This is a genomic window from Streptomyces sp. R818 (genome assembly GCF_056172735.1).
Genome location: NZ_JAOCNE010000012.1, coordinates 1 through 24,803, shown reverse-complemented (window position 1 = coordinate 24,803; position 24,803 = coordinate 1). Strand labels below are relative to the sequence as shown.

At 69.6% G+C, this 24,803-nt stretch carries 10 protein-coding genes, 3 rRNA genes and 1 pseudogene; 8 read left to right on the top strand and 6 right to left on the bottom strand.

Annotation, left to right across the window (positions count from 1 at the left end; all coding sequences use genetic code 11):
* Positions 1 to 76 precede the first annotated feature (76 nt).
* Positions 77 to 1,285, bottom strand: coding sequence for an L-2-hydroxyglutarate oxidase (gene lhgO, locus N5I75_RS26465; RefSeq protein WP_476681333.1), 1,209 nt, complete (start codon positions 1,283 to 1,285; stop codon positions 77 to 79).
* Between the two features lie 88 nt (positions 1,286 to 1,373).
* A complete protein-coding gene (locus N5I75_RS26460; RefSeq protein WP_476681331.1) occupies positions 1,374 to 2,795 on the bottom strand; it encodes an MFS transporter in 1,422 nt (473 codons plus the stop codon).
* Positions 2,796 to 3,401: 606 nt separating this feature from the next.
* On the opposite strand from N5I75_RS26460, the gene N5I75_RS26455 reads away from it, so the two are divergent.
* Both N5I75_RS26455 and N5I75_RS26450 read left to right on the top strand, forming a co-directional pair.
* On the top strand, positions 3,402 to 5,507 hold the full coding sequence (locus N5I75_RS26455) for an asparagine synthase-related protein (protein WP_476681329.1): 2,106 nt from the start codon (positions 3,402 to 3,404) through the stop codon (positions 5,505 to 5,507).
* A 648-nt stretch (positions 5,508 to 6,155) separates the two neighbouring features.
* Positions 6,156 to 9,401, top strand: coding sequence for an ATP-binding protein (locus tag N5I75_RS26450; RefSeq protein WP_476681327.1), 3,246 nt, complete (start codon positions 6,156 to 6,158; stop codon positions 9,399 to 9,401).
* Here N5I75_RS26450 and N5I75_RS26445 read toward each other — a convergent pair.
* A complete protein-coding gene (locus tag N5I75_RS26445; RefSeq protein WP_476681325.1) occupies positions 9,388 to 11,286 on the bottom strand; it encodes a sigma-70 family RNA polymerase sigma factor in 1,899 nt (632 codons plus the stop codon). The genes N5I75_RS26450 and N5I75_RS26445 overlap by 14 nt on opposite strands.
* Before the next feature lie 265 nt (positions 11,287 to 11,551).
* Positions 11,552 to 12,316, bottom strand: coding sequence for a TetR/AcrR family transcriptional regulator (locus N5I75_RS26440; RefSeq protein WP_476681323.1), 765 nt, complete (start codon positions 12,314 to 12,316; stop codon positions 11,552 to 11,554).
* 376 nt (positions 12,317 to 12,692) lie between these two features.
* Here N5I75_RS26440 and N5I75_RS26435 point away from each other — a divergent pair, with 376 nt between their 5' ends.
* Complete coding sequence (locus N5I75_RS26435; protein ID WP_476681321.1) at positions 12,693 to 14,081, top strand: NAD(P)/FAD-dependent oxidoreductase; 1,389 nt, start codon at positions 12,693 to 12,695, stop codon at positions 14,079 to 14,081.
* A gap of 182 nt (positions 14,082 to 14,263) precedes the next feature.
* Positions 14,264 to 15,919 (top strand): ATP-binding SpoIIE family protein phosphatase, encoded by a 1,656-nt coding sequence (locus N5I75_RS26430; protein WP_476681319.1) that lies wholly within the window; start codon positions 14,264 to 14,266, stop codon positions 15,917 to 15,919.
* A gap of 19 nt (positions 15,920 to 15,938) precedes the next feature.
* Here N5I75_RS26430 and N5I75_RS26425 read toward each other — a convergent pair whose 3' ends face one another.
* Positions 15,939 to 17,210, bottom strand: coding sequence for an MFS transporter (locus N5I75_RS26425; RefSeq protein ID WP_476681317.1), 1,272 nt, complete (start codon positions 17,208 to 17,210; stop codon positions 15,939 to 15,941).
* A 118-nt stretch (positions 17,211 to 17,328) separates the two neighbouring features.
* On the opposite strand from N5I75_RS26425, the gene N5I75_RS26420 reads away from it, so the two are divergent.
* The 4 genes from N5I75_RS26420 to rrf all read left to right on the top strand — a co-directional run bounded on the left by N5I75_RS26420 (position 17,329) and on the right by rrf (position 23,715).
* Positions 17,329 to 17,883, top strand: coding sequence for a MarR family winged helix-turn-helix transcriptional regulator (locus N5I75_RS26420; protein ID WP_476681315.1), 555 nt, complete (start codon positions 17,329 to 17,331; stop codon positions 17,881 to 17,883).
* Positions 17,884 to 18,546: 663 nt separating this feature from the next.
* Positions 18,547 to 20,072, top strand: a 16S ribosomal RNA gene (locus N5I75_RS26415).
* Between the two features lie 315 nt (positions 20,073 to 20,387).
* Positions 20,388 to 23,511: ribosomal RNA gene (locus N5I75_RS26410) — 23S ribosomal RNA — on the top strand.
* A gap of 87 nt (positions 23,512 to 23,598) precedes the next feature.
* Positions 23,599 to 23,715, top strand: a 5S ribosomal RNA gene (gene rrf / locus N5I75_RS26405).
* Together the 16S, 23S and 5S rRNA genes form the textbook arrangement of a ribosomal RNA operon.
* A 167-nt stretch (positions 23,716 to 23,882) precedes the next feature.
* Here the strand turns inward: rrf and N5I75_RS26400 are convergent.
* Positions 23,883 to 24,803, bottom strand: a pseudogene (locus N5I75_RS26400) (type IV secretory system conjugative DNA transfer family protein); the annotation flags it as partial.

The window sequence follows — 24,803 nt, the reverse complement described above, 5'->3', positions numbered from 1 at the left end:
GCCCCTGTGACCGGCCCCAGGCTTGGTCGGAGTCTTCGGCGGCCGGCCCCGCCTGGGGGCACGTCCGTGACCGGACCTAGGCGGCGCTCAGTGCGGCGAGCGCTCGCCGGGCCACCTCTCTGCCGATGGGCAGGGACGCGGTCGCGGCGGGCGACGGTGCGTTCAGCACATGGACCGTGCGGGCGCCTTCGCGTATCAGGAAGTCGTCGACGAGCGTGCCGTCCCGCAGGACCGCCTGCGCGCGCACCCCGGCGGGCGAGGCCACCAGGTCCTCAGGGGTGACGGCGGGCACGAGGCGCCGCACCGCGTCGGTGAAGGCCCGCTTGGACGCCGAGCGCCGCAGCTCGCCCGCCCCGTACCGCCAGTGGCGCCGCGCGATCCGCCACGAGCCGGGCCAGGCGAGCGTCCCCGCCAGCTCGCGGGGGCGGACGGTGGTCCAGTCGTAGCCCTCGCGGGCCAGCGCCGGTACCGCGTTCGGCCCGACGTGGACGGAGCCCTCGATGCCGCGCGTCAGATGGACCCCGAGGAAGGGGAACGCCGGGTCGGGCACCGGGTAGACGAGGCCGCGCACCAGCTCGGGTCTGGCCAGGTCGAAGTACTCCCCGCGGAAGGGCACGATGCGCATCCCGGGATCGTCCCCGGTCAGCCGGGCGACCTGGTCGCACTGGAGCCCCGCGCAGTTCACCAGGACCTGGCCGCGCACGACGTCCCCGGCGGCGGTCCGCACGGCGACGCCCAGCGAGGGCCGCCGGTCGATCCGGACGATGTCCGCCCCGTACCGGATCTCGGCGCCGGACGCCTCGGCGAGGTGGCGCGCGACCGCGCGGTAGTCGGCGATCCCGGTGCTGGCGACGTGGATGGCGGCGAGGCCGCGCACCTCCGGCTCGTACTCCTGGATCTGGGCGGGGCCCAGCTCCCGTACCGCGATCCCGTTCTCCCGGCCGCGCTGGGCCAGGGCGTGCAGGCGCGGCAGCTCGTCCCGCCCGGTGGCGACGATGAGCTTTCCGGTGACCGCGTGCGCGATCCCGTACTCCGCGCAGAACTTGACCATCTCGGCGGCTCCGCGCACCGCGAAGCGGGCCTTCAGCGAGTCCGGTCGGTAGTAGATCCCGCTGTGGATCACACCGCTGTTGCGCCCCGTCTGGTGCCGGGCCGGGCCCGCCTCCTTCTCCAGGACGACGACGCGCGTGCCCGGAGCGGCGCGGGAGACGGCATAGGCCGTGGCGAGCCCGACGATGCCGCCACCGACCACCAGCACATCCCCGTCATACGCGACCGCGCTCACCGGGCCTCACCTCCATGTCCTGCATCTTGCCCGACAGCACTGACAATCCATGCGGGACCTGGGGCCCGGAGCCCTGCGAGCGTCCGGATCACGCCGGTGCCATGAGCAGCGGACGGGCCCGCTCCCGCAGCTCGACCACCCGGGGCTCGTCGCCGTACGGTTCGAGGCGGTGCAGCAGGTCCTTCACGTACTCGGTGGTCCGCGCGGAGGAGATCCGGCCCGCGACCTCCAGGGCGCGGGTGCCCTGCTCGCAGGCGGCGTCCAGGTTCCCCGACTCCAGCTCGGCGACGGCGGAGACCACGAGGCGCAGTCCGTGCGAGCGCACGAACTCCTCGGTGGGCCGCGACAGCGCCTGCTCGGTGAACCTGCGCACCTGGCGCGGCGCCTTCAGGTCCCGGTAGCACTCGGCGGCGTCGGCGGCGAACCGGTCGTAGGAGTAGAAGCCCAGCCAGGAGGGGTCGCTGTCGCCCTCGCGCGAGCGCTCGAGCCACCCTTCGGCGGCCCGTAAGGCGGCGCCTGCCGCCTGCGCGTCCCCTGCGCGTGCGTGCGCGCGTGCCTCGACGAGCCGGAAGAAGCTCATGGTGCGGGCGGTGGCCAGCCCCCGGTTGCGCTCGACGGCGGCCTGCGCGAGGTCGACGCCCTCGTCCCCGAACCCGCGATACGTGGCTTGAAGCGACATGGAGGCGAGCACGTAACCGCCGAGCGGCACGTCCGCCGCGGCCCGCGCGAGCCGCAGCGCCTGGATGTAGTACCGCTGCGCCGCCTCCTGTTGCCCGGTGTCGAAGGCCATCCACCCGGCGAGCCGCGTCAGTTCGGCCGAGGCGCCGAACAGGGAGCGCCCCACGTCATCGGAGTAGGAACCGAGCAGCAGCGGTGCCGCCTCGACCCGCAGGCACTCGGGAACCATCGACGAACGCCAGTCCCCGCCGCCGTACTTGGAGTCCCAGCGCCGCGCGTCCTGCGCGGCCTCCCGCAGCTTCACCACGTCACTGTGGCCCACCTTCTGCGGTGAGCCCTCCTCACTGAGATGCGCCTCGCGCGCGACCGACGAGTCGGCCGGGGTTATCAGCCATCGGGAGGCGGGCGTCGCGTAAGCGCTCACCGCGAAGGATCCGGCCAGGGACTGCCAGATGCCGCCGCTGCCCGCTCTGCGCCCGGCGAGGTCGAGCCGGTACAGCTCGGTGGCGGCCTTCACCGCCGCGCGGACGTCGCGCGGGAAGGCGAGGCCGACCTCGGGCGCGGGGTCGGCGTCGGCGAGGCCGATCTCGTGCAGCGGCACGGGCCGGCCGAGCTTCTGCCCTATGGCGGCGGCGATGAGGTGCGGGGCGGCGCCCTGCGGCACCATGCCCTTCGACACCCATCGCGCCACGGAGGTCTTGTCGTAGCGAAGGGTCAACCCGCGCTGCGCACCTAGGTCGTTGACGCGTCGCGCCAGTCCCGCGTTGCTGATTCCCGCGAGGGCGAGGACGGCGCCGAGCTTCTCGTTCGGTCCGCGTAGCTCCCTGGACATGCGCCACCCCTCGACACAGACGGCTGCCGCCGCAACACCTCGCCGGCCCTGTGGACTGGCATAACCGCGCGGCATTCGTACACCCAGCGTAGTTCGCCGAATCCCAAGCGTTAAGTGGCGCAGATCCGGATGGCGGGATTCTTGTTCGGGCCGGAGGACGGCGCACGCCACGCCCTGTGACCGTGTGCTCCGGCTGTGGCGCCGTGCGCCTGCGTGTGCGCTCTTACTTGTGCACATGCGGAGCGCTTCGATGAGAACTGCGTGGGTCGGCCCGCTGTACTGGATCCAGTGGGCTGGGGGACACCGCCGCCTACATCCCCGCGGGCGGCGGACCGGTCCGGGAGGCGATGGATGCCTCCCGGACCGTGCGTTGCGCGCTGTGGCCGAAGCGGGGTGTTTGCCTCCGGCCACCGGCAGCCGATTTGGCCGAAACTCGACCCCGTATTCCTTGCCCTCCTTGGTGGTGCGGCGGTTCAACCACGGCTCGAAAGGGGCGCATTGGGGGGAGCGCGAACCATGGCTCGCTCCCTACTTGCCCCCTCTGTCCCGCCTCCTTCGTGGCAGCATGTAGAGCCCTTGGGTTGTCCACAGCGTGTGGAGGCGGCGATGCGGTGGTTGGTGGGGTGGAGCAGTACCACCGCGGGGCCCCTTGCCTTCGAGTCCGCGGGAGCCTACGGAGCGGACGGCGAAACGGTACATCCGGTCGGCTCGCACCTCCTGTGGGGTGACCCGGATCCGCTCTGGGCGGTGGGTGACTGGCGCCCCGACGAGGTCCGCACGCTGAAGGTCGACGACCAGACGCGCATCGCCGTCCTCGGCGTCTGCGGAGCGACCGACGAGCAACTCCGCATCGGCCTGCTCACGGCGCGCGGGGGCGCACTGCGCCATCTCACCAACTGGCCCGGCAGTTACACGGCCGTCGTCCAGGTAGGCCGCCGCGTCATGGTCATCGGCGACGTGGCGGGCGCGCGGCCCGTCTTCTACACGCCCTGGGCGGGCGGCACGGCCTACGCGACCGCGGCGCTGCCCCTGGCCGACCTCATCGAGGCGCACCTGGACGTAGGCCACCTTGCCGCGCTCCTGGCCACCCCGGACGTCCCCGAGGCGCTGCAGGACTCGACACCGTACGAGGGCGTACGCCGCATCCCGCCGGGCCACGCGCTGATCCTGCGCGCCGGCGCCCGCGAGATCGCCGGCTACGAGGCCGTGGCGTCCCTGGCGGTGGGCGCGGCCCCCGTGGACCCGGACACGGCGGTGGCAGGCGTCCGTGACGCCCTGGTGGACGCGGTACGGGCCCGGCTGTCGGCGCCCCGCCACGTACCCGGCACCGACCTGGACCCCGGCCCGGTACCGGGCATGGGCCCGGCCGAACGCCGTGCCGCGCGCGGGATGCCCGTACCCGGCATCGGGGCGGACCTCTCGGGCGGCCCGGCGTCCGGCACGCTGGCGCTCCTGGCGGCGGGCCTGCCCGGCATGCCCGGCACGGTCCTGGGCCACGGCACAGGAGCGGGCGAACGCCTCCTCGCGGTCACCTTCAACGACATCTCCTCGACAACGGCGACGGCCACGCGCGAGGCGGAACTGGAACGAGCGGGAGCGATCGCGGCGAACCCGCGCCTGCACCACGTCGTAGTGGCGGCGGGCGAGGAAGCGCTGCCCTACGCGGACCTGGAAGGCCCGCTGACGGACGAACCGAGCGCGGTCCTGGTCACGGCCGCCCGGCACCGCGCACGCCTGGCCTCCGGCAGCGCCGACCACTTCACGGGCTACGGAGCCCGCCAGGTCCTGGACGCGCACCCGGCCCGCCTCACCGACCTCCTGATGGACCGTCGCCGCCGCCACATGGTCCGCCCCATGGCGGCGCTCACCAAGGCGGACGGCGGCTCTCTCGCGGTGCCCGCGCGCGTGTACGGCGCGGCGCGCAAGCTGGCCCGAACGCCGTACAAAGTCGGCCTCGCCCATCTAGCGGACCGCCTCCTCCACCGCAGCTTCGACGAGCCGGGCGGCCCGGTGGGGGCATCCCTGGCCGCGCTGAACTGGGCCAGGCCGGGCCCCGCCGCGCGCTGGCTGACCGGTGAGGCGCTCGCTGAAGTATCGGTTCGCCTCCAAGTGGGGACGACGCGACCCGGCACCGGCCACGCCCAGCGCCCCGGCGAGTTCCGGGCCCGGGCGGCCCTGGCCCGCCATGCCGCGGACCTCCGCATCCTCGAACAGGCCGCGGAGATCCGCTTCCAGCGCCTGCACGCGCCGTTCCTGGACAACCAGGTGGTACGCGCGAGCAGGCTCCTTCCGGAGGCGCTGCGTGTCCAGCCCGGGGCCCGGGCGTCCATCCTCCGTACGGTTCTGGAGGGGGCCGGGGTCGCGGACCTGCCGCCGGGCTGGGGGGCGCCGTCGCACGCGTCCTCGGCGGCGGCGGCGCGCACGGGCCTGAGGGCATCGGCGGACCGCCTGATAGCTCTCTTCGACACGCCGCTCCTGGCCCAAACGGGATTGATCGAGGCCCGCACGGTCCGCAAGGCGCTCCGCGCGGCGGCGGACGGCGAACCGTTGCCCCTGGACGGCCTCGCGGACCTCGTCGCCCTGGAACTCTGGCTGCGCCGCCTGCTGTCGCGCCGGGGCACGTGCTGGACGGGGACGCCTGCGCGGGCCCGTGCGGTGCCTACCGGCAGTGTCGTCCCGGACAGAGCTCTGGGAGCGGGCCCGCTCCGCTAGGCACCGGGTCCGGATGCGGGCCTGTTCGAACGCTGCCCCGGCGCCTGGGCCACCCGGCCGAGCCCTCGCACGGACGGTTCCGAACGCTGCCCCGGCGCTCGATCAACCCGGCCGAGCCCTCGCACGGCCCGGCCCGAACACTGCCCCGGCACCCCGACAGCCCACGGAATTCTCGCGAGAGCCTCTTCACACGCTGCCCCGGCGCTGGGCTGCCGCCTTGCCCACCCTGCCGCCCCAGGCGGCAGATTGCCCAAGGCGGGCGCGGGCGCCCGGGGTGGGAAGGTGCGGGGAGCGGCAGGTTGCCCAAGGCGGGGCGGGGCGGGGAGGTGCGGGGAGCGGCAGGTTGCCCGAGGCGGGGTGCGTGGCACTCGGGGTGGCAGGTTGTCCGAGGCGGGGTGCATGGCGCCCGGGGTGCCGCCTCAGGACGGGGCACCGGTCCGCACCCGCGATTCGGCCGGAGGGGACGCGTCGGGGTGCCCCCGCAGGACTCCGCTGGAATGCAGTCCAGGATGACTCGCCTATGGCGGACCGAGGGGGATGAGGCCTATCCGGCCGAGGAGGCGCCCCGGCGCGGCCCCGCCCCACCACGCGACGGAACGCCCACCGCAACGCCCCGCCCCACCCGCCCAAACCAGTGACAATGCCTGCGTGCAGTTCTCGATCCTGGGCACGACCCAGGCCCACGACGACGCAGGGGCACCCATACCCGTGGGCGGCCCCCGTCTCCGCGCCCTGCTCGCCTCCCTGGCCCTGCACACCCCCCACCCGGCCCCCACCAACGCCCTCATCGACGACGTCTGGGCCGACACCCCACCCGCCGACGCCCCGGCCGCCCTCCAGGCCCTCGTAGGCCGCCTGCGCAGAGCCCTCGGCAGAGACGCGATCACCTCGGAAACGGGCGGCTACCGCCTCACAGCGACCCGCGCCGACATCGACCTGTACGTCTTCGAGGGACTGGTCCGCGAGGGCACGGACGCCCTGACGAGAGACGACCCGGCGTCAGCCGCCCGCATCCTGCGCGAAGCACTCGCCCTGTGGCGCGGCCCCGCCCTAGCCGACCTCCCCGACCACACGGCGGCCACCCGCCCGGAGGCCCAGCGCCTGGAAGCGACCCGCGCGCGGGTAACGGCGGACCTCCGCCTGGGCCGCGCAGCGGACCTCGTACCGGAGCTGAGGGAACTGACGACGGCACACCCGTACGACGAGCCCTTGCACGTACTCCTGATCAAGGCGTTGCACGCAGCGGGCCGAACAGCGGACGCCCTGCAAACCTACGAACAGATCCGCACCACGCTGGCGGAAAGCCTGAGCGCGGACCCCACCCCAGAACTGAAAGCACAGCACGCAGAGCTGCTGACAGAGACGGAGACAGAGACACCACCCCCACCCAACACAAAACCAACCCCCACCTCCACCTCCCAGACGGGCAACCTCCGCCCCCGCCTGACCTCCTTCGTAGGCCGGGAACCCGAACTGACCGCCCTCCGCGCAGACCTACAGGCCGCCCGCCTGGTCACCCTCACGGGCCCGGGCGGCTCAGGCAAAACCCGCTTGGCAGAGGAAACCGCGGCCCCGCTGGAAAACGCCTGGCTGGTGGAGCTGGCCCCGCTCGACGACCCGAGGGCCGTCCCGGGCGCGGTGGTCAGCGCGCTGCGCCTGCGCGAAACGGTCCTGATGACGAGCGAGATGTCGGCGCCCCCGCAGGACGACCCGACGGCGCTCCTGATCGAGCACTGCGCGACCCGCACCCTGCTCCTGCTGCTCGACAACTGCGAGCACGTGATCGACGCGGCGGCGCGCCTGGCGGAGACCCTCCTCACGCACTGCCCGAACGTGACGATCCTGGCGACGAGCCGCGAACCCCTGGGCGTACCGGGCGAGTCGGTGCGCCCGGTGGAACCGCTGCCCCCGGACCCGGCGCACCGCCTGTTCACGGAGCGGGCGAGGGCGGTGAGCCCGGCCTTCGACCTGGCGGGCGACCGGGAGGCGGTGGCCGAGATCTGCCGCCGCCTGGACGGACTGCCGCTGGCCATCGAGCTGGCGGCGGCGCGGTTGAGGCTGCTCACGCCGCGCCAGATCGCGGACCGCCTGGACGACAGGTTCCGCCTTCTGACGAGCGGAAGCCGCACGGTGTTGCCGCGCCAGCAGACCTTGCGGGCGGTGGTGGACTGGTCGTGGGACTTGCTGGAGGAGAGGGAGCGCACGGCGCTGCGCGAGCTGTCGGTGTTCGCGGGCAGCTGGGACCTGGAGGCGGCGGAGGCGGTGTGCGCAGAGGGGAACACGGCCGCGGACACCATGGGCGCGCTGGTGGACAAAAGCCTCGTAGTGGCAACCCCCGAAACCCCACCCCCCACAACGCTCACCCCAACCCCACCTCCCACCATGCGCTACCGCATGCTGGAAACGATCCACGAATACGCATCAGAACGCGCAGCGGAAACCCCAGCCCGCCGCCTGGCAGCCCAACGCCGCCACATGGCCCACGTACGAGACCTGGCAGCCCGGGCCGCACCAAAGCTGCGCTCGGCCGACCAACTCCCGTGGATCGACCGGTTGGAGACGGAGCTGGACAACATCCGGGTCGCACTGGCGCGCGCCACGAGCGACTCCGCGCTGCTCGACGAGGAAAGCGCGATCGCCGTGGCGCTGGACATGGGCTGGTTCTGGTGGCTGCGCAACTACCGCACGGAGGGCAGCGCGTGGGTCGAGGCCATCGAGCGGATCATGCCGGACCGCATGGCCCCGGACGACCCGGACGACGCGCTGTACTGGCCGAGGCTGAACCTCCGCCTGCTCTCCCTGTTCCTGATCGCGGACTCCCGCCCCCAGGAGGCGCTGACCAGCGAGGAGGACGCGGAGTACGTGGAACGGGTGCGGTCGGCGTTCGAGCCGCCGAACCCGCAGGGCGCCCGCTTCCCGGGCCTGATCTGGCCGTTCTCCCTGTACTTGCTGGGCAGCGCCAAATGGGCGGACGTGCGCGGCGCGCTGGACGCGGCGGTCGAGAACTGCCGCCGCCACGGGGGCGACTGGGAGCTGGGCGTGACGCTGATGTTCCGTACGCACGCGGCCGTGGACATGCCGGGCAACATGGAGGGGGTCGACGGCGACCTGCTTGAGCTGCGCGAGATCAGCCGCCGGGTGGGCGACCGCTGGATGCGGGCGCAGGTGTGCAGCGCGGCGGGGGAGGCCGCGATCGGCCGCGGCCGCCTGGCGGAGGCGAAGGGCGAGTACGAGGAGGCGCTGCGCCTCGCCTACGAGGTGGGGGCGTACGCGGAGACGCCGTTCCTGCGGGCGCGGCTGGCGGAGATCGCGTACCGCGAGGGCGACCGGGACGTGGCGGTGAAGGCGCTCGACGTGGCGAGCGAGGAGGCGGAACAGCACGGGACGATGGACACGACGGCGTTCGTCGCTCTGCTGCGGGCGCTGCTGGCGCTGGCGGACGGGGAGCTGCCCCGCGCGCGTGAGCTGTGCGAGCGGGCCCGCGCGGCGGCGCGGGCGGGCACGCCGCCGCCCCAGTTCACGGCGGCGCTCGGCCTGGCCGACACGCGTATCACGGCGGCGGAGAAGGGCCCAGGGGCAGCGCTGGAGCTGCTCGTCGACGTGTTGACGGACGCGGCCCTGGAGCGTTGCGCGGAGACGGTCATCGCGGGCCTGATCGACATCGGCGCGGAACTGCTGTCCCGCAGCGGCGACGTGCCGGGCGCGGTCCGCCTGTTCGCGGCGTCGGACGTGCTGCGCAGCGGCACGCCCCGCCCGATGCCGGAGCGGGGCGAGCGCGAGGCACTGGCGTCCAGGGCCCGGGCGGAGCTGGGCGCGGAGCGCTACGAGGCGGAGGAGAGGGCGGGCGCGACGCTGACCCAGGACCAGATCCTGGCGGAGCTCACCCGCACGTGAACCGGGACTCCGCCCAGTTCGCGAGCCCCACCGCCCCGAACGCCGTATGCGGCTCGGCGACCAGCCGGATCGTCTTGTGCCCGGCGAGACCGATATGCACGGGCACGGCCGCGGCACGACCCCGGACGACCGGTGAACCCCAGGCCCGCACCCCGTCCACGTAGACGGAGAACCGGACGGCGCCGAGCCCGAGCGTCATGTCGTCGACACCGGCGGAGGCGTCGTACGCGGTGCACGCGCGGTTGAGGTCGATGGTGACGGAGGACCGGGCGTGCACGGAGACCCCGTTCGCGTACCGCTTGCCGCCGATCGACATGCCGTACCGCTGCCACACCCAGCTGCTCTCGCCGAGCCGCATCTCGGGTGCGGTGCCGTCGCCGGTGAGGCCGTACTTCAGCTCGTTCCACTGGTAGACGGCGGGCGGCGCGGGCGGGGTGGGCGCGGGACGGGGCGTGGTCGGCGCAGGGGCCGGAGCCTTGGACGCGGGCGCCGACGTGGGCGCAGGCGGCACCGGCGCGTCGGGCGAGGACGGGACCGACGGCTCGGAGGACGGCGACGTTGACGGCGACGGCGGTGCCGAACGGGACGGCGGAGCCGAAGCCGGAGTCGGCGGAGAGGGTGCCGGAGCCGGCGGAGGAGTGGGCGCGGGATCAGCCACGGACGGCTCCGCCGGAGGCACCGGCTGAGAAACCGGCGGCTTCACGGCCTTCGCCTCCTCCTTCGGCCGCGGATCACCGGCGAGCGCGATGGCCACGGCGACCGCGACCCCGGCGGCCACGACACCCGCCGCGATCCCGGCCTTGGCGGGCCCGCCGAGCCCTTCGGCCGCGGCCCCGCCGGCCGCACCACCACCGGACGACGACCCACCGGCCGCCGCGGCGGCCCCGGCACCCGCGCCGGCCGCGCTCGCGCCGCCGCCACCGATGAGCGCGGCCACCTTCGCGTACCCGGCGGCGCCGAACCAGCCGATGACGGCGACCGGCACGACGCCCGGGATACCGCTGGCGACCTCCTTGATCTGGCCGGCCGCGAGGCGGCACTTGGCGCACTCCTCCATGTGCTTGCGCAGCCCGCGCTCGGCGCGCGTACGGAGGCTGCCGCGCGCGTAGGCGCCGAGCCGGTCGGCGTAGCGGGCGCACTCCTCGGACTCGGTGAGGGTCGCGGAGACGTGCGCCTGGAGGTAGGCCTCCTTGAGCCCTTCGCGGGCGCGTTTGGCGAGGACGCGCGTGCCGTTGGCGTCGAGGCCGAAGAGGGGGGCGACCTCGCTGGGCGACTCGTCCTCGACCTCGGTGTGCCAGAGCACGGCCTGCCAGCGTTCGGGCAGCGAGCGGAAGGCCCGCATGGCCATGGACTGCTCGGCCTCGTGCATGGCGAGGACGTCGGCGCCGAGGTCGAGGGTGTCGTCGTCGGAGACCTCGCTGGACCGGGCGGCCTGTGTGGCGAACACGGCGAAGTCGTCGACGAGCTGCTCCCGCCGGGCGGTCTTGGTCCAGTTCGCGGCGACACGGCGCACGGTGGTGAGCAGATAGGCGCGCACCGCGTGCTCGGGCCCACCGCCCCCGCGCACGGCACCGAGCATGCGTGCGAACACCTCGGCGGTGAGGTCGTCGGCGGTGTGGGCGTCGCGGCAGCACGTACGGGCGTACCGGCGCACGGCGCCCGCGTGACGGCGGTACAGCTCCTCGTAGGCGCTGTCGTCCCCGGCGCGCATTCGCTCGATGAGGTAGGCGTCGGCCGGCGCTCCACCGCCGCGCTGAGCGGGCACGGAGGCGTCGGCCTCGTCGGCCACACCCACTCGCTGACCTGCTCGCTGCCCCGCTCGCTGGCCCGCGCGCTGACCCGTCCGCTGCCCCGGGCCCTCTTCGCCCCGCCCGTCACCGCTCATCGCGCAAAGCCCCCGCCCGCACACTCCGACCCGAACACCGGGAAAGAGTGACACGCCGGGGGCTCACGGGCCCGGCCCCTGCACAGCAACCACTCATCCGTGGAGATCCGCCGTACCTGAGCACTACCGTTCACTCATTCGGGGTACATGCATCGGTCGGAACCGACGCACCCCGAGCGGAAGTTGGCCGCGGAAACGACGGGAGAACTCCCCGCCCGCACCCGCGGCCACCACCCGCACACAAGGCCGGAAGGCCGAAAATGCCCTACGGCCGAGACCGCAGCCCCTCGAGCAGGATGTCGAGCAACCGCGCCGACGCCGCCGCCTGCTGCGCCGCGTCCGGCAGCGAGGGCGCCGCCGTGGCGATGACCAGCAGAACGTCGGACACCGTCACGTCGGGACGCAGCTCACCGGCCGCGCGGGCCCGGTCCACGAGCCGCCCGACGACCTCCAGCAGCGCCGCGGCCCCGGTGTCGTCCGCGCTCACCTCCGCGTCGAGCACACTGGACCGCTGCTCGACGAGGCGCAGTTCGGGCGCCCCGCTGCGCTGCTCGGGGACGCGCGTCTCGTCCCGTACGCCCTCGGACCGCTCGTCGGCGACGCCCACCCGCAGCACCTGCGGAGGGAGCAGCCGGCCCGCGCCCGAGGCGACCGAGGTCCGCAGGAAGCGCGAGAGCGCCGACCACGGTTCGTCCTCCTGACCGAGCGCGGTACGCGCCTGGTCCGTCAGCCGGGACGTCTCCTCCTCGGCTATCCGTCGCACCAGTACGTCCTTGCTGGGGAAGCGCCGGTAGACCGTGCCCACACCGACGCGGGCGCGGCGCGCCACGTCCTCCATGGGCGCCCCGTACCCCAGCTCGCCGAAGACCTCGCGGGCAGCGCGCAGCACGTGCTCAAGGTTGCGCTGGGCGTCCACCCGCAGCGGCGTGGAGCGCGGACCGTCGCCCGCCCCTCGCCCGCCCGCGCCCCCGGTGACGCCCGTGGGCGCGACGGCGGACGCTGAGGACCATTGCTGTTCCTGAATGTGCATATGTGTTCCCCCGGTAATGACGTCTCCCCCCGGAGACACTCCCCGTCATTGTCAGCCGGAACGTGGGGAACAGAACAGCGACTTCCGGGCCGCCCCTGCGGCCGGACAGCGCATCCCCCCGACACCCCGACAGCACACGAACATAGTTGAGCGGGGGTCAATTCAGAAGGGTTAGGTTCCGCACGGAGTGTCCCTCGAACGGGGTACGCGGCGAATCCGCCCCTATCGTCCCCCGCGCGTGCGCGCCCGCCCCACGCGCTGACCTGCGCACCTGTCCGGCACCCCGGCGACACGCCCGGAGTGTGCGCGCAGCCGCCCTGTCACACAAATTGCCGGGGCTGTGGACAAACGCCTGAGGGCGGTGCGTCATGGGAGGGTGAGGGAACCTGCGCGCATTCTCGTTGTCGGCGGCGGTTACGTCGGGATGTACACCGCCCTTCGCCTCCAGAAGAAGCTCAAGGCGGAGCTCAGAAGCGGCGCCGTGGAGATCGTCGTCGTCACGCCCGACCCGTACATGACCTACCAGCCGTTCCTGCCCGAGGCCGCCGCCGGTTCCATCTCCCCGCGCCACGTCGTCGTGTCGCTGCGCAGTGTCCTGGCGCACTGCCACGTGATCGTCGGCGAGGTCCTCTCCGTCGACCACACCAAGCGCACGGCCGCCTACACCACGCTGGCCAGCAAGGACGAGGGCACGGGCGCGGCCACGCTCACCTACGACGAACTGGTCCTGGCCCCCGGCTCCGTCTCCCGTACGCTCCCGGTCCCCGGCCTCGCCGAGCACGGCATCGGGTTCAAGACGGTCGAGGAGGCCATCGGCCTGCGCAACCACGTCATCGAGCAGCTCGACATCGCCTCCTCCACGCGCGACCCGGCGGTCCGCGACGCCGCCCTCACCTTCGTCTTCGTCGGCGGCGGCTACGCGGGCGTGGAGGCGCTCGGCGAACTGGAGGACATGGCCCGGTACGCGGCGAAGTACTACCACAACGTCAAGGCCGAGGACCTGAAATGGATCCTCGTGGAGGCGTCCGACCGGATCCTGCCGGAGGTCGGCCCGGAGATGGGCCAGTACACGATCCGCGAACTGCGCGGCCGCAACGTCGACGTACGCCTCGGCACCCGCCTGGAATCCTGCGAGCACCGCACCGCGGTCCTCAGCGACGGCTCCCGCTTCCCCACCCGTACGGTCGTGTGGACGGCCGGCGTCAAACCGAGTCCGCTGCTCGCCGCCACGGACCTGCCGCTGACCGACCGGGGCCGGCTGAAGTGCACCGCCGCCCTGGCCGTCGACGGCGCGCCGCACGCCTGGGGCGCGGGCGACGCGGCGGCCGTCCCCGACCTCACCTCGGCCGAACCCGGCGCCGTGTGCGCGCCCAACGCCCAGCACGCGGTGCGCCAGGCCAGGGTGCTCGCCGACAACGTCGCGGCGTCCCTGGCCGGCCGGCCGCTGACCGACTACGAACACGCGTACGCGGGATCCGTCGCCTCACTGGGGCTGCACAAGGGTGTCGCACACGTCTACGGACGCAAGCTGAAGGGCTACCCTGCCTGGTTCATGCACCGCGTCTACCACCTCAGCAGGGTGCCCACCGTCAACCGGAAGGCCCGCGTCCTGACCGAATGGACCCTCTCCGGCCTGTTCAAACGGGAGATCGTCTCGCTGGGCTCGCTGGAGCGGCCGCGCGCCGAGTTCGAACTCGCGGCCGGAACCGTCCCCCCTGAGGACCCTCCTCCCCCGTCGAACGAAGGCCCGAAGAACACTTCTTGACCTGCCCGGTCGTCAGCTCCCCTCCCCCCACGACGCCCACCGGCACCGACGACCGACGGCCGACACCACAACTCCCGCCATCGGACCGGCATCTGACGTTTGTCAGTACGGTCGGCCAGACTGGTCCACGTACCCGGGCGGGCACCGCCGCCCGCCCTCGACCCCACGAGGCTTGCCCCACAGTGAACTTCACGCGCTGGAGCGCCCGGCTCCCCGGAACGCAGCGCCGCGCCGCAGCGCGGGCCGAACACGGCCTGTCCCCGCGAGGCGAGAGCGCCGTGCCCGCGGCCCGCGCCGAGCACCTGCCCGACGACCCCGGACAGGACGGCACCGGCGGCGGCGTGGACGAGCTGCCCGTCCGCGACGTCCTCGACCGCATCCCCGGCCTGGTCGCCCTGGTGCACGGCCCCGACCACCGCATCGCGTACGTCAACGACGCGTACGTGGCCGCCTTCGGCGACCGCCCCGCCGGCGAGCCCGCCCGCGACGCCCTGCCCGAACTCGACGAGCTGAGCCTGCTGCCCCTGCTCGACCAGGTGCTGCGCAGCGCGAAACCCCGCACGGTCAAGTCCCGCAGAACCGCCGCGGGCCGCTCCTACACCGTCACCTGCACCCCGCTGGAGACCGCCGAAGGACCCGGCGTCCTGGTCTTCGCCGCCGACGTCACCGACCACGCGGAGGCGGCCGAGCGGCTGCGCACGAGCGAGCGCGAGCAGCGCCGCACGGCCGTCACCCTGCAACGCTCCCTGCTCCCGCAGGAGCTGGAGGAACCCGACGACCTGCGCATCGCCGCCACCTACCAGCCCGGCGGCACCGAGGCCGCGGTCGGCGGCGACTGGTACGACGTCATCACCCTCGGCGGCGGCCGCACGGCCCTGGTCATCGGCGACGTGATGGGCCGGGGCGTGCGCGCCGCCGCCGTCATGGGCCAGCTCCGCACGGCCGTACGCGCCTACGCCCGCCTGGACCTGCCTCCGCACGAGGTACTGCAACTGCTCGACGGTCTGGCCATCGAAATCGACCCGCAACAGATCGCCACCTGCGTCTACGCCGTCCACGACCCGAACGAGGGCCGCCTCGTCTACGCGTCCGCGGGCCACCTCCCCATCCTCGTACGCGACGAGAACGGCACGATCCACCGCGCCGAGGAACCGACGGGGCCGCCGCTCGGCACGGGCGGCTGGCTGCACACCTCGGGCTCCGTGCCGCTCGGTCCGGGATCGACCGCGGTCCTGTACACCGACGGCCTGGTCGAGCGCAGGGACGAGGACATCGACGAGGGGATCGCCGCACTCGAACGCGCCCTGTCTGGCGCGACCGGCACGCCCCAGGTGATCTGCGACCGCCTGATCCGCGCGGCGGGCGTCACCGCCGACCACGACGACGACGTGGCGGTCCTGGTCCTCCAGCACCCGGCCCGCAAGGGCGCCGACGGCGAGCGTTTCCGCAACGCGGCCCTGGAACTGCTCGGTGGGGTCGAGGCCGCGCCCCGCGCCCGCGCCTTCGCCTCCGGCGTCCTGACCAGCTGGCGCTTCCCCACCGACCTGCACGACCTGGGCGTCCTGGCGGCCAGCGAACTCGTCGCGAACTCGCTCCAGCACGGCACCCCGCCCATGCGCCTGCGTCTGCGCCGCACCGACCGCCGCCTGATCATCGAGGTGACCGACGGCGACGACCACCTCCCGCGCCGCCGCCGCGCCGAACCCGCCGACGAGACGGGCCGCGGCATCGCCATCGTCGCCACGATCGCCTCGAACTGGGGCGCGCGCCGCACGCCGGGCGGCGGCAAGGCGGTGTGGTGCGAGTTCGTCCTGCCGAAGGACTCGGCCCAGGAGTGAACGCGGGCCCGCCCGGCGCTCAGGCCTCCGCGGTGGCGTGCGCCGGTGAACCCTGCGCCACCACACGGCTCCCGGCCAGCGACGGCTGGTCCTGTAGCGGCGTGAGCCGCTTCCCCAGCCGCAGGGCCAGGGCGGTGATGCCGAGCGAGAACAGCAGGAACGTCACGATGTACGGTCCGTGCAGCGAGGCCCCCATGGGCCCGCCCACCGCGGGACCGACGGCCAGCGCGAGCTGCTTGACCAGCGCGAACGCCGAGTTGTACGAGCCGACCGACCCGGCCGGGGCGAGATCGGCGACCAGCGGCGCCACGGTCGGCGACAGCATCGCCTCACCGAGCCCGAACAGCGCGTACGTGGAGATGAACGCGGCGGTCGCCATGGCCTGGCTGCCGTGCCCGAGGCCCGCGTACCCGGCGGCGATCCACGCGACGGCCCAGATGAGCCCGACGGCGGCGATCACCCGCGTGCGCTTGCGACGCTCCACGAACTTCAGTACGGCGAACTGCGCGACGACGATCATCGCCGTGTTGGCGGCCAGCGCGATCCCGAGCGTCGACGCCGAGATACCGGCGGCCTCGACGCCGTAGGCGCTCAGGCCGGACTCGAACTGTCCGTAGCAGGCGAAGAACACCACGAACCCGAGACCGCACAGCTGCACCATCGCCCGGTGCCCGAGCAGCGCCCGCAGGCCGCCCTTGGCCCCGTCCTTCGGTATGGACTCACCGAACGCCGGGGAGTGCGGCATCCGCACGCTCAGCACGATCGCGGCGAGCACCAGGAACATCACGGCCTCGATGGAGAAGAGCAGCAGGAAGCTGTCCGGCCGGCTCTCGTCCACGATCTGGCCGCCGATGAGGCCGCCTATGCCGAGCCCCAGGTTCTGCAGGAAGAACTGCATGGCGAACGAGCGCGTCCGCGTCTCCGGCGCGGAGCACCACACGATCATCGTCGCGAGCGCGGGCTGCAGGACGGCGGTGCCGGCACCGAGCACGGCGGCGGCGCCGATGGCGGCCGGCTCACTGCTCGCGAGCCCGAGGCCGATCGCGCCCACGGCCGCCACGACCGACGCCACGAGGAGGACGGGGAGCGGGCCGCGCCGGTCGATCGCGCGGCCGGTGAAGGGCAGGACGACGAGAGCGGCCATGGCGAAGGCGGCCAGCACGATGCCGGCCGCACCAGCACCAAGATCCCGGACCTCCGCCACGTAGACATAGAGGAACGGAACCGTGAAGCCGATGCCGAACGCGCTCAGCGCGCTTCCCACCTGAACCCGGCGCATCGCAGCGCCCATCGCCCTGGTCACTTTCACCTGCCCTTTCGCAGTCAAGACTTCGAAGCTAAAGTTAGAAGCTAAACAATACACAGAGAAGGACTTCAACGCCAACCACTTCTGTGCCAGACTGCCGGGCATGGCCGACACCCCCGGCGGGCCGCCAGCCGAGCCGACGCTCGACGAGCAGATCGCCGCCTACCAGCGCGAGTTCCAGGACCTCGACCCGCAGGTCGAGGCGATCGTCTCGGCGCTCGGCAGACTCAACCGCCGGATGAACGTGGCGTACGGCCGCCAGACCGCCGAGATCGGCATCAGCAACACGGAGTGGGAGGTCCTCAAGGCCCTCGTCCTCTCCGGCTCGCCCTATCGCCTCGGCCCGGGGGAGCTCGCGAGACGGCTCGGCCTGACGCCCGCCGCGATGACCCACCGCATCGACCGCATGGTCCAGGAGGGCCTGGTCACCCGCGACCGCGACGAGAACAACCGGGTCCGCGTCATCGTGGAGCTCACCCCGCAGGGCCGGGAGAAGTGGCTGGCGGCGATGCGTCTCGCCTCCGTCTTCGAGGAGGACCTCCTCCAGGACCTGACGCCGGTCGAGCGGGGCCTGCTGGGAGAGGTCCTCATCCGCCTCCTGCGCCGCGTCGAGGAGGCCCAGCCGGACGCGGGCGGCCGTCTCACGGACCTCGACTGAGAACTCAGCGCCTTTGCGGCGTGCGGGGGTTGACACTGCCCCGGTGGATCCGTAAGGTTCTTCGGGTTGCCACGGAGCCGTAACGGTTCTGCGACAGCACCTCCCGCCGCTCGAAGCGGCACCCACACATCAGCACGATCTCCCCCTGGGATTGTTTTCGGCGTGCCCGAATTCAATTCGCCTCGGCCCGATTAGGAACGAGAGCGGGAATCAGCTAATGTCTGGGACGTCGGAACGGCCCAACAGCCCGGAAGGCAAACCCGGTTGACAGGGAATCAGGCCCGAAAGGATCTGATAGAGTCGACACCGCAGGAAGGCCGAAAGGCCGGAAAGCGAAAGAAGTACCGAACAAGACCCCGAGGAAATCGGATCGGAAAGATCTGATAGAGTCGGAAACGCAAGATAGCAAAACAGCAAGACCGAAGGGAAGCGCCCGGAGGAAAGCCCGAGAGGGTGAGTACAAAGGAAGCGTCCGTTCCTTGAGAACTCAACAGCGTGCCAAAAGTCAACGCCAGATATGTTGATTACCCCGTCTCCGGCCGTCATCTGATGGTTGGGGCGAGGTTCCTTTGAAACAAAACACAGCGAGGACGCTGTGACCGGACGGGACTATTCCTCCCGCCCGGTCCGCTCTCGTGGTGTCACCGGGATATCCCGGAAACATTCACGGAGAGTTTGATCCTGGCTCAGGACGAACGCTGGCGGCGTGCTTAACACATGCAAGTCGAACGATGAACCACTTCGGTGGGGATTAGTGGCGAACGGGTGAGTAACACGTGGGCAATCTGCCCTTCACTCTGGGACAAGCCCTGGAAACGGGGTCTAATACCGGATAACACTTCCGTCCTCCTGGACGGTGGTTAAAAGCTCCGGCGGTGAAGGATGAGCCCGCGGCCTATCAGCTTGTTGGTGAGGTAATGGCTCACCAAGGCGACGACGGGTAGCCGGCCTGAGAGGGCGACCGGCCACACTGGGACTGAGACACGGCCCAGACTCCTACGGGAGGCAGCAGTGGGGAATATTGCACAATGGGCGAAAGCCTGATGCAGCGACGCCGCGTGAGGGATGACGGCCTTCGGGTTGTAAACCTCTTTCAGCAGGGAAGAAGCGAAAGTGACGGTACCTGCAGAAGAAGCGCCGGCTAACTACGTGCCAGCAGCCGCGGTAATACGTAGGGCGCAAGCGTTGTCCGGAATTATTGGGCGTAAAGAGCTCGTAGGCGGCTTGTCACGTCGGTTGTGAAAGCCCGGGGCTTAACCCCGGGTCTGCAGTCGATACGGGCAGGCTAGAGTGTGGTAGGGGAGATCGGAATTCCTGGTGTAGCGGTGAAATGCGCAGATATCAGGAGGAACACCGGTGGCGAAGGCGGATCTCTGGGCCATTACTGACGCTGAGGAGCGAAAGCGTGGGGAGCGAACAGGATTAGATACCCTGGTAGTCCACGCCGTAAACGGTGGGAACTAGGTGTTGGCGACATTCCACGTCGTCGGTGCCGCAGCTAACGCATTAAGTTCCCCGCCTGGGGAGTACGGCCGCAAGGCTAAAACTCAAAGGAATTGACGGGGGCCCGCACAAGCAGCGGAGCATGTGGCTTAATTCGACGCAACGCGAAGAACCTTACCAAGGCTTGACATACACCGGAAAACCCTGGAGACAGGGTCCCCCTTGTGGTCGGTGTACAGGTGGTGCATGGCTGTCGTCAGCTCGTGTCGTGAGATGTTGGGTTAAGTCCCGCAACGAGCGCAACCCTTGTTCTGTGTTGCCAGCATGCCCTTCGGGGTGATGGGGACTCACAGGAGACCGCCGGGGTCAACTCGGAGGAAGGTGGGGACGACGTCAAGTCATCATGCCCCTTATGTCTTGGGCTGCACACGTGCTACAATGGCCGATACAATGAGCTGCGATACCGCAAGGTGGAGCGAATCTCAAAAAGTCGGTCTCAGTTCGGATTGGGGTCTGCAACTCGACCCCATGAAGTTGGAGTTGCTAGTAATCGCAGATCAGCATTGCTGCGGTGAATACGTTCCCGGGCCTTGTACACACCGCCCGTCACGTCACGAAAGTCGGTAACACCCGAAGCCGGTGGCCCAACCCTTTGTGGGAGGGAGCTGTCGAAGGTGGGACTGGCGATTGGGACGAAGTCGTAACAAGGTAGCCGTACCGGAAGGTGCGGCTGGATCACCTCCTTTCTAAGGAGCACTTCTTACTCGGACTTGTCCGGGTCAGAGGCCAGTACATCGGCGCACGTTCGATGCTGGTTGCTCATGGGTGGAACGTTGACTATTCGATCTGGTTGTCGGGTCGGAGGCTGTGAGTACTGCCCCTCGGGGCGTGGAAAGCATGATCTCCGGACGGGACCGGGTCGGGCACGCTGTTGGGTATCTGAAGGTACGGCCGAGTACGGCTGCCTTCAGTGCCGGCCCCAGTGCACTCGAATCTACTGGTTCGGGGTGATGGGTGGTTGGTCGTTGTTTGAGAACTGCACAGTGGACGCGAGCATCTGTGGCCAAGTTTTTAAGGGCGCACGGTGGATGCCTTGGCACCAGGAACCGATGAAGGACGTGGGAGGCCACGATAGTCCCCGGGGAGTCGTCAACCAGGCTTTGATCCGGGGGTTTCCGAATGGGGAAACCCGGCAGTCGTCATGGGCTGTCACCCGCTGCTGAACACATAGGCAGTGTGGAGGGAACGCGGGGAAGTGAAACATCTCAGTACCCGCAGGAAGAGAAAACAACCGTGATTCCGGGAGTAGTGGCGAGCGAAACTGGATGAGGCCAAACCTACGACGTGTGAGACCCGGCAGGGGTTGCGTCGTGGGGGTTGTGGGATCTCTCTTCTGTCGTCTGCCGGCGACAGGACGAGTCAGAAACCGTTGATGTAGGCGAAGGACATGCGAAAGGTCCGGCGTAGAGGGTAAGACCCCCGTAGTCGAAACGTCAGCGGCTCGTTTGAGAGACACCCAAGTAGCACGGGGCCCGAGAAATCCCGTGTGAATCTGGCGGGACCACCCGTTAAGCCTAAATATTCCCTGGTGACCGATAGCGGATAGTACCGTGAGGGAATGGTGAAAAGTACCGCGGGAGCGGAGTGAAATAGTACCTGAAACCGTGTGCCTACAAGCCGTGGGAGCGTCGCGCAAGGAACTTGTTCCTTGCGTCGTGACTGCGTGCCTTTTGAAGAATGAGCCTGCGAGTTTGCGGTGTGTTGCGAGGTTAACCCGTGTGGGGAAGCCGTAGCGAAAGCGAGTCCGAATAGGGCGACATAGTAGCGCGCTCAAGACCCGAAGCGGAGTGATCTAGCCATGGGCAGGTTGAAGCGGAGGTAAGACTTCGTGGAGGACCGAACCCACCAGGGTTGAAAACCTGGGGGATGACCTGTGGTTAGGGGTGAAAGGCCAATCAAACTCCGTGATAGCTGGTTCTCCCCGAAATGCATTTAGGTGCAGCGTCGTGTGTTTCTTGCCGGAGGTAGAGCACTGGATAGGCGATGGGCCCTACCGGGTTACTGACCTTAGCCAAACTCCGAATGCCGGTAAGTGAGAGCGCGGCAGTGAGACTGTGGGGGATAAGCTCCATGGTCGAGAGGGAAACAGCCCAGAGCATCGACTAAGGCCCCTAAGCGTACGCTAAGTGGGAAAGGATGTGGAGTCGCACAGACAACCAGGAGGTTGGCTTAGAAGCAGCCACCCTTGAAAGAGTGCGTAATAGCTCACTGGTCTAGTGATTCCGCGCCGACAATGTAGCGGGGCTCAAGCGTACCGCCGAAGTCGTGTCATTCATGCAACAGCCCCAACGGGTGTATGGATGGGTAGGGGAGCGTCGTGTGCCGGGTGAAGCCGCAGCGGAAGCTAGTGGTGGACGGTTCACGAGTGAGAATGCAGGCATGAGTAGCGATACACACGTGAGAAACGTGTGCGCCGATTGACTAAGGGTTCCTGGGTCAAGCTGATCTGCCCAGGGTAAGTCGGGACCTAAGGCGAGGCCGACAGGCGTAGTCGATGGATAACCGGTTGATATTCCGGTACCCGCTGTGAAGCGTCAAACATCGAATCCAGTGATGCTAAGGCCGTGAAGCCGTTCCGGACCCTTCGGGGAAAGGAAAGTGGTGGAGCCGCCGGCCCGATCTGGTAGTAGGTGAGTGATGGGGTGACGCAGGAAGGTAGTCCAGCCCGGGCGGTGGTTGTCCCGGGGTAAGGGTGTAGGCCGTGCGGTAGGTAAATCCGTCGCACATCAAGGCTGAGACCTGATGCCGAGCCGATTGTGGTGAAGTGGATGATCCTATGCTGTCGAGAAAAGCCTCTAGCGAGTTTCATGGCGGCCCGTACCCTAAACCGACTCAGGTGGTCAGGTAGAGAATACCGAGGCGTTCGGGTGAACTATGGTTAAGGAACTCGGCAAAATGCCCCCGTAACTTCGGGAGAAGGGGGGCCATCACCGGTGATGAGTCTTGCACTCTGAGCTGGGGGTGGCCGCAGAGACCAGCGAGAAGCGACTGTTTACTAAAAACACAGGTCCGTGCGAAGCCGTAAGGCGATGTATACGGACTGACGCCTGCCCGGTGCTGGAACGTTAAGGGGACCGGTTAGTGCACTTTCGGGTGTGCGAAGCTGAGAACTTAAGCGCCAGTAAACGGCGGTGGTAACTATAACCATCCTAAGGTAGCGAAATTCCTTGTCGGGTAAGTTCCGACCTGCACGAATGGCGTAACGACTTCTCGACTGTCTCAACCATAGGCCCGGTGAAATTGCACTACGAGTAAAGATGCTCGTTTCGCGCAGCAGGACGGAAAGACCCCGGGACCTTTACTACAGTTTGATATTGGTGTTCGGTTCGGCTTGTGTAGGATAGGTGGGAGACTGTGAACTCTGGACGCCAGTTCAGGGGGAGTCGTCGTTGAAATACCACTCTGGTCGTGCTGGATGTCTAACCTGGGTCCGTGATCCGGATCAGGGACAGTGTCTGATGGGTAGTTTAACTGGGGCGGTTGCCTCCTAAAGAGTAACGGAGGCGCCCAAAGGTTCCCTCAGCCTGGTTGGTAATCAGGTGTTGAGTGTAAGTGCACAAGGGAGCTTGACTGTGAGACCGACGGGTCGAGCAGGGACGAAAGTCGGGACTAGTGATCCGGCGGTGGCTTGTGGAAGCGCCGTCGCTCAACGGATAAAAGGTACCCCGGGGATAACAGGCTGATCTTCCCCAAGAGTCCATATCGACGGGATGGTTTGGCACCTCGATGTCGGCTCGTCGCATCCTGGGGCTGGAGTCGGTCCCAAGGGTTGGGCTGTTCGCCCATTAAAGCGGTACGCGAGCTGGGTTTAGAACGTCGTGAGACAGTTCGGTCCCTATCCGCTGTGCGCGTAGGAGTCTTGAGAAGGGCTGTCCCTAGTACGAGAGGACCGGGACGGACGAACCTCTGGTGTGCCAGTTGTCCTGCCAAGGGCATGGCTGGTTGGCTACGTTCGGAAAGGATAACCGCTGAAAGCATCTAAGCGGGAAGCCTGCTTCGAGATGAGGACTCCCACCCCCTTTGAGGGGTTAAGGCTCCCAGTAGACGACTGGGTTGATAGGCCAGATCTGGAAGCCCGGTAACGGGTGGAGGTGACTGGTACTAATAGGCCGAGGGCTTGTCCTCAGTTGCTCGCGTCCACTGTGTTGGTTCTGAAACCACGAACAACCGTCGTAGCCATGGTCACGGCTCCGGTTGACAGTTTCATAGTGTTTCGGTGGTCATAGCGTGAGGGAAACGCCCGGTTACATTCCGAACCCGGAAGCTAAGCCTCACAGCGCCGATGGTACTGCAGGGGGGACCCTGTGGGAGAGTAGGACGCCGCCGAACTATTTGTTAAGGGAAAGCCCCGTGCCATCGGCACGGGGCTTTTCTGCGTTCAGGCGCAATTTGGGCGCTGGGGATGGACGATGTGGCCCGGGTGCGGTTGCACGTGCATGAGGACAACGGGCGGGCCGCGCGGTTCTATGAGCGGTTTGGGTTCGTGCGTGCTGGAGTTAGGGCGCTGGGAGTTCCGCGTTCGGCCAGCGGCTGCGGGCCTGTTCCTGGAGCGGAGCAGGGCCAGTGTCGGCAGGCCGCGGGACGGGCCGGTGGTGAGCAGCTCGGGCAGCTGGGGGAGGGGGGCCACCGCCGCTACGTCGTCCAGGACGAGCGTCATTGGTGGGTCGAGCCGACCGGCGGGTGACCTGTCGGCCATCCGGCGGCCGTGCTCGACCACGCTTGAGGCGAGCGCCGTCAGCAGGGGCATCGCGCCCGGGTTCGCCTTGGGGTCCTCGATGGGTTCACCCACCACATAAAGCGTGCCCCCTTCGTCCACGAAAGAATCCAGGGTCAGCGCATCAGTTCGGTTCGGGGTGCAGGACTCGCGGATGTGGATCGTGAAGAGTGCGGAGAGGGCGCGGGCCGTCAGTTCCTGGGCCATGTCGCGGCGTTCCGGGTGCGAGGTGAGGGCGGCCTCCAGTTCGCCGGCGGAGCCGCCTGCCGCCTTCGGGTTCGTCCGCAGGATGCGTACGGCGTCTTGGACCTGGTTGCCCTGCGCCCAGCGGTGGACGTGGCGGAACGGTTTGCCGTCGACGGCCGCCGCGTGCAAGTAGCTGCGCAGCAGCGTTTCTGCGGTTTCGGCGAGCGCGGAGTCCAGCCGGGCCTGGGGCCTCGTCGGGGCGAGCAGCGCTGCCGCGCGGGTGGTGGCCGTGGCTCGGTCCGTGCAGCCCGCTGCGGGGTTCCAGTGCATGCGGGCCGGGGTGTCGCACCGGTGCGTCGGGTCGTACAGGAGGACCGGGCCCAGTTTGGCCCGGGCGTCCTTGGTCTCCTCCCAGACCTTCGCGGCCGAGGTGATGACGAGGACCGGGCCCTCGGCGTCACGGATGGCCTGTATGGCGTGGGGTGGCGGTCGGTGGGCGAGCCCAGGAGGAGGGGGC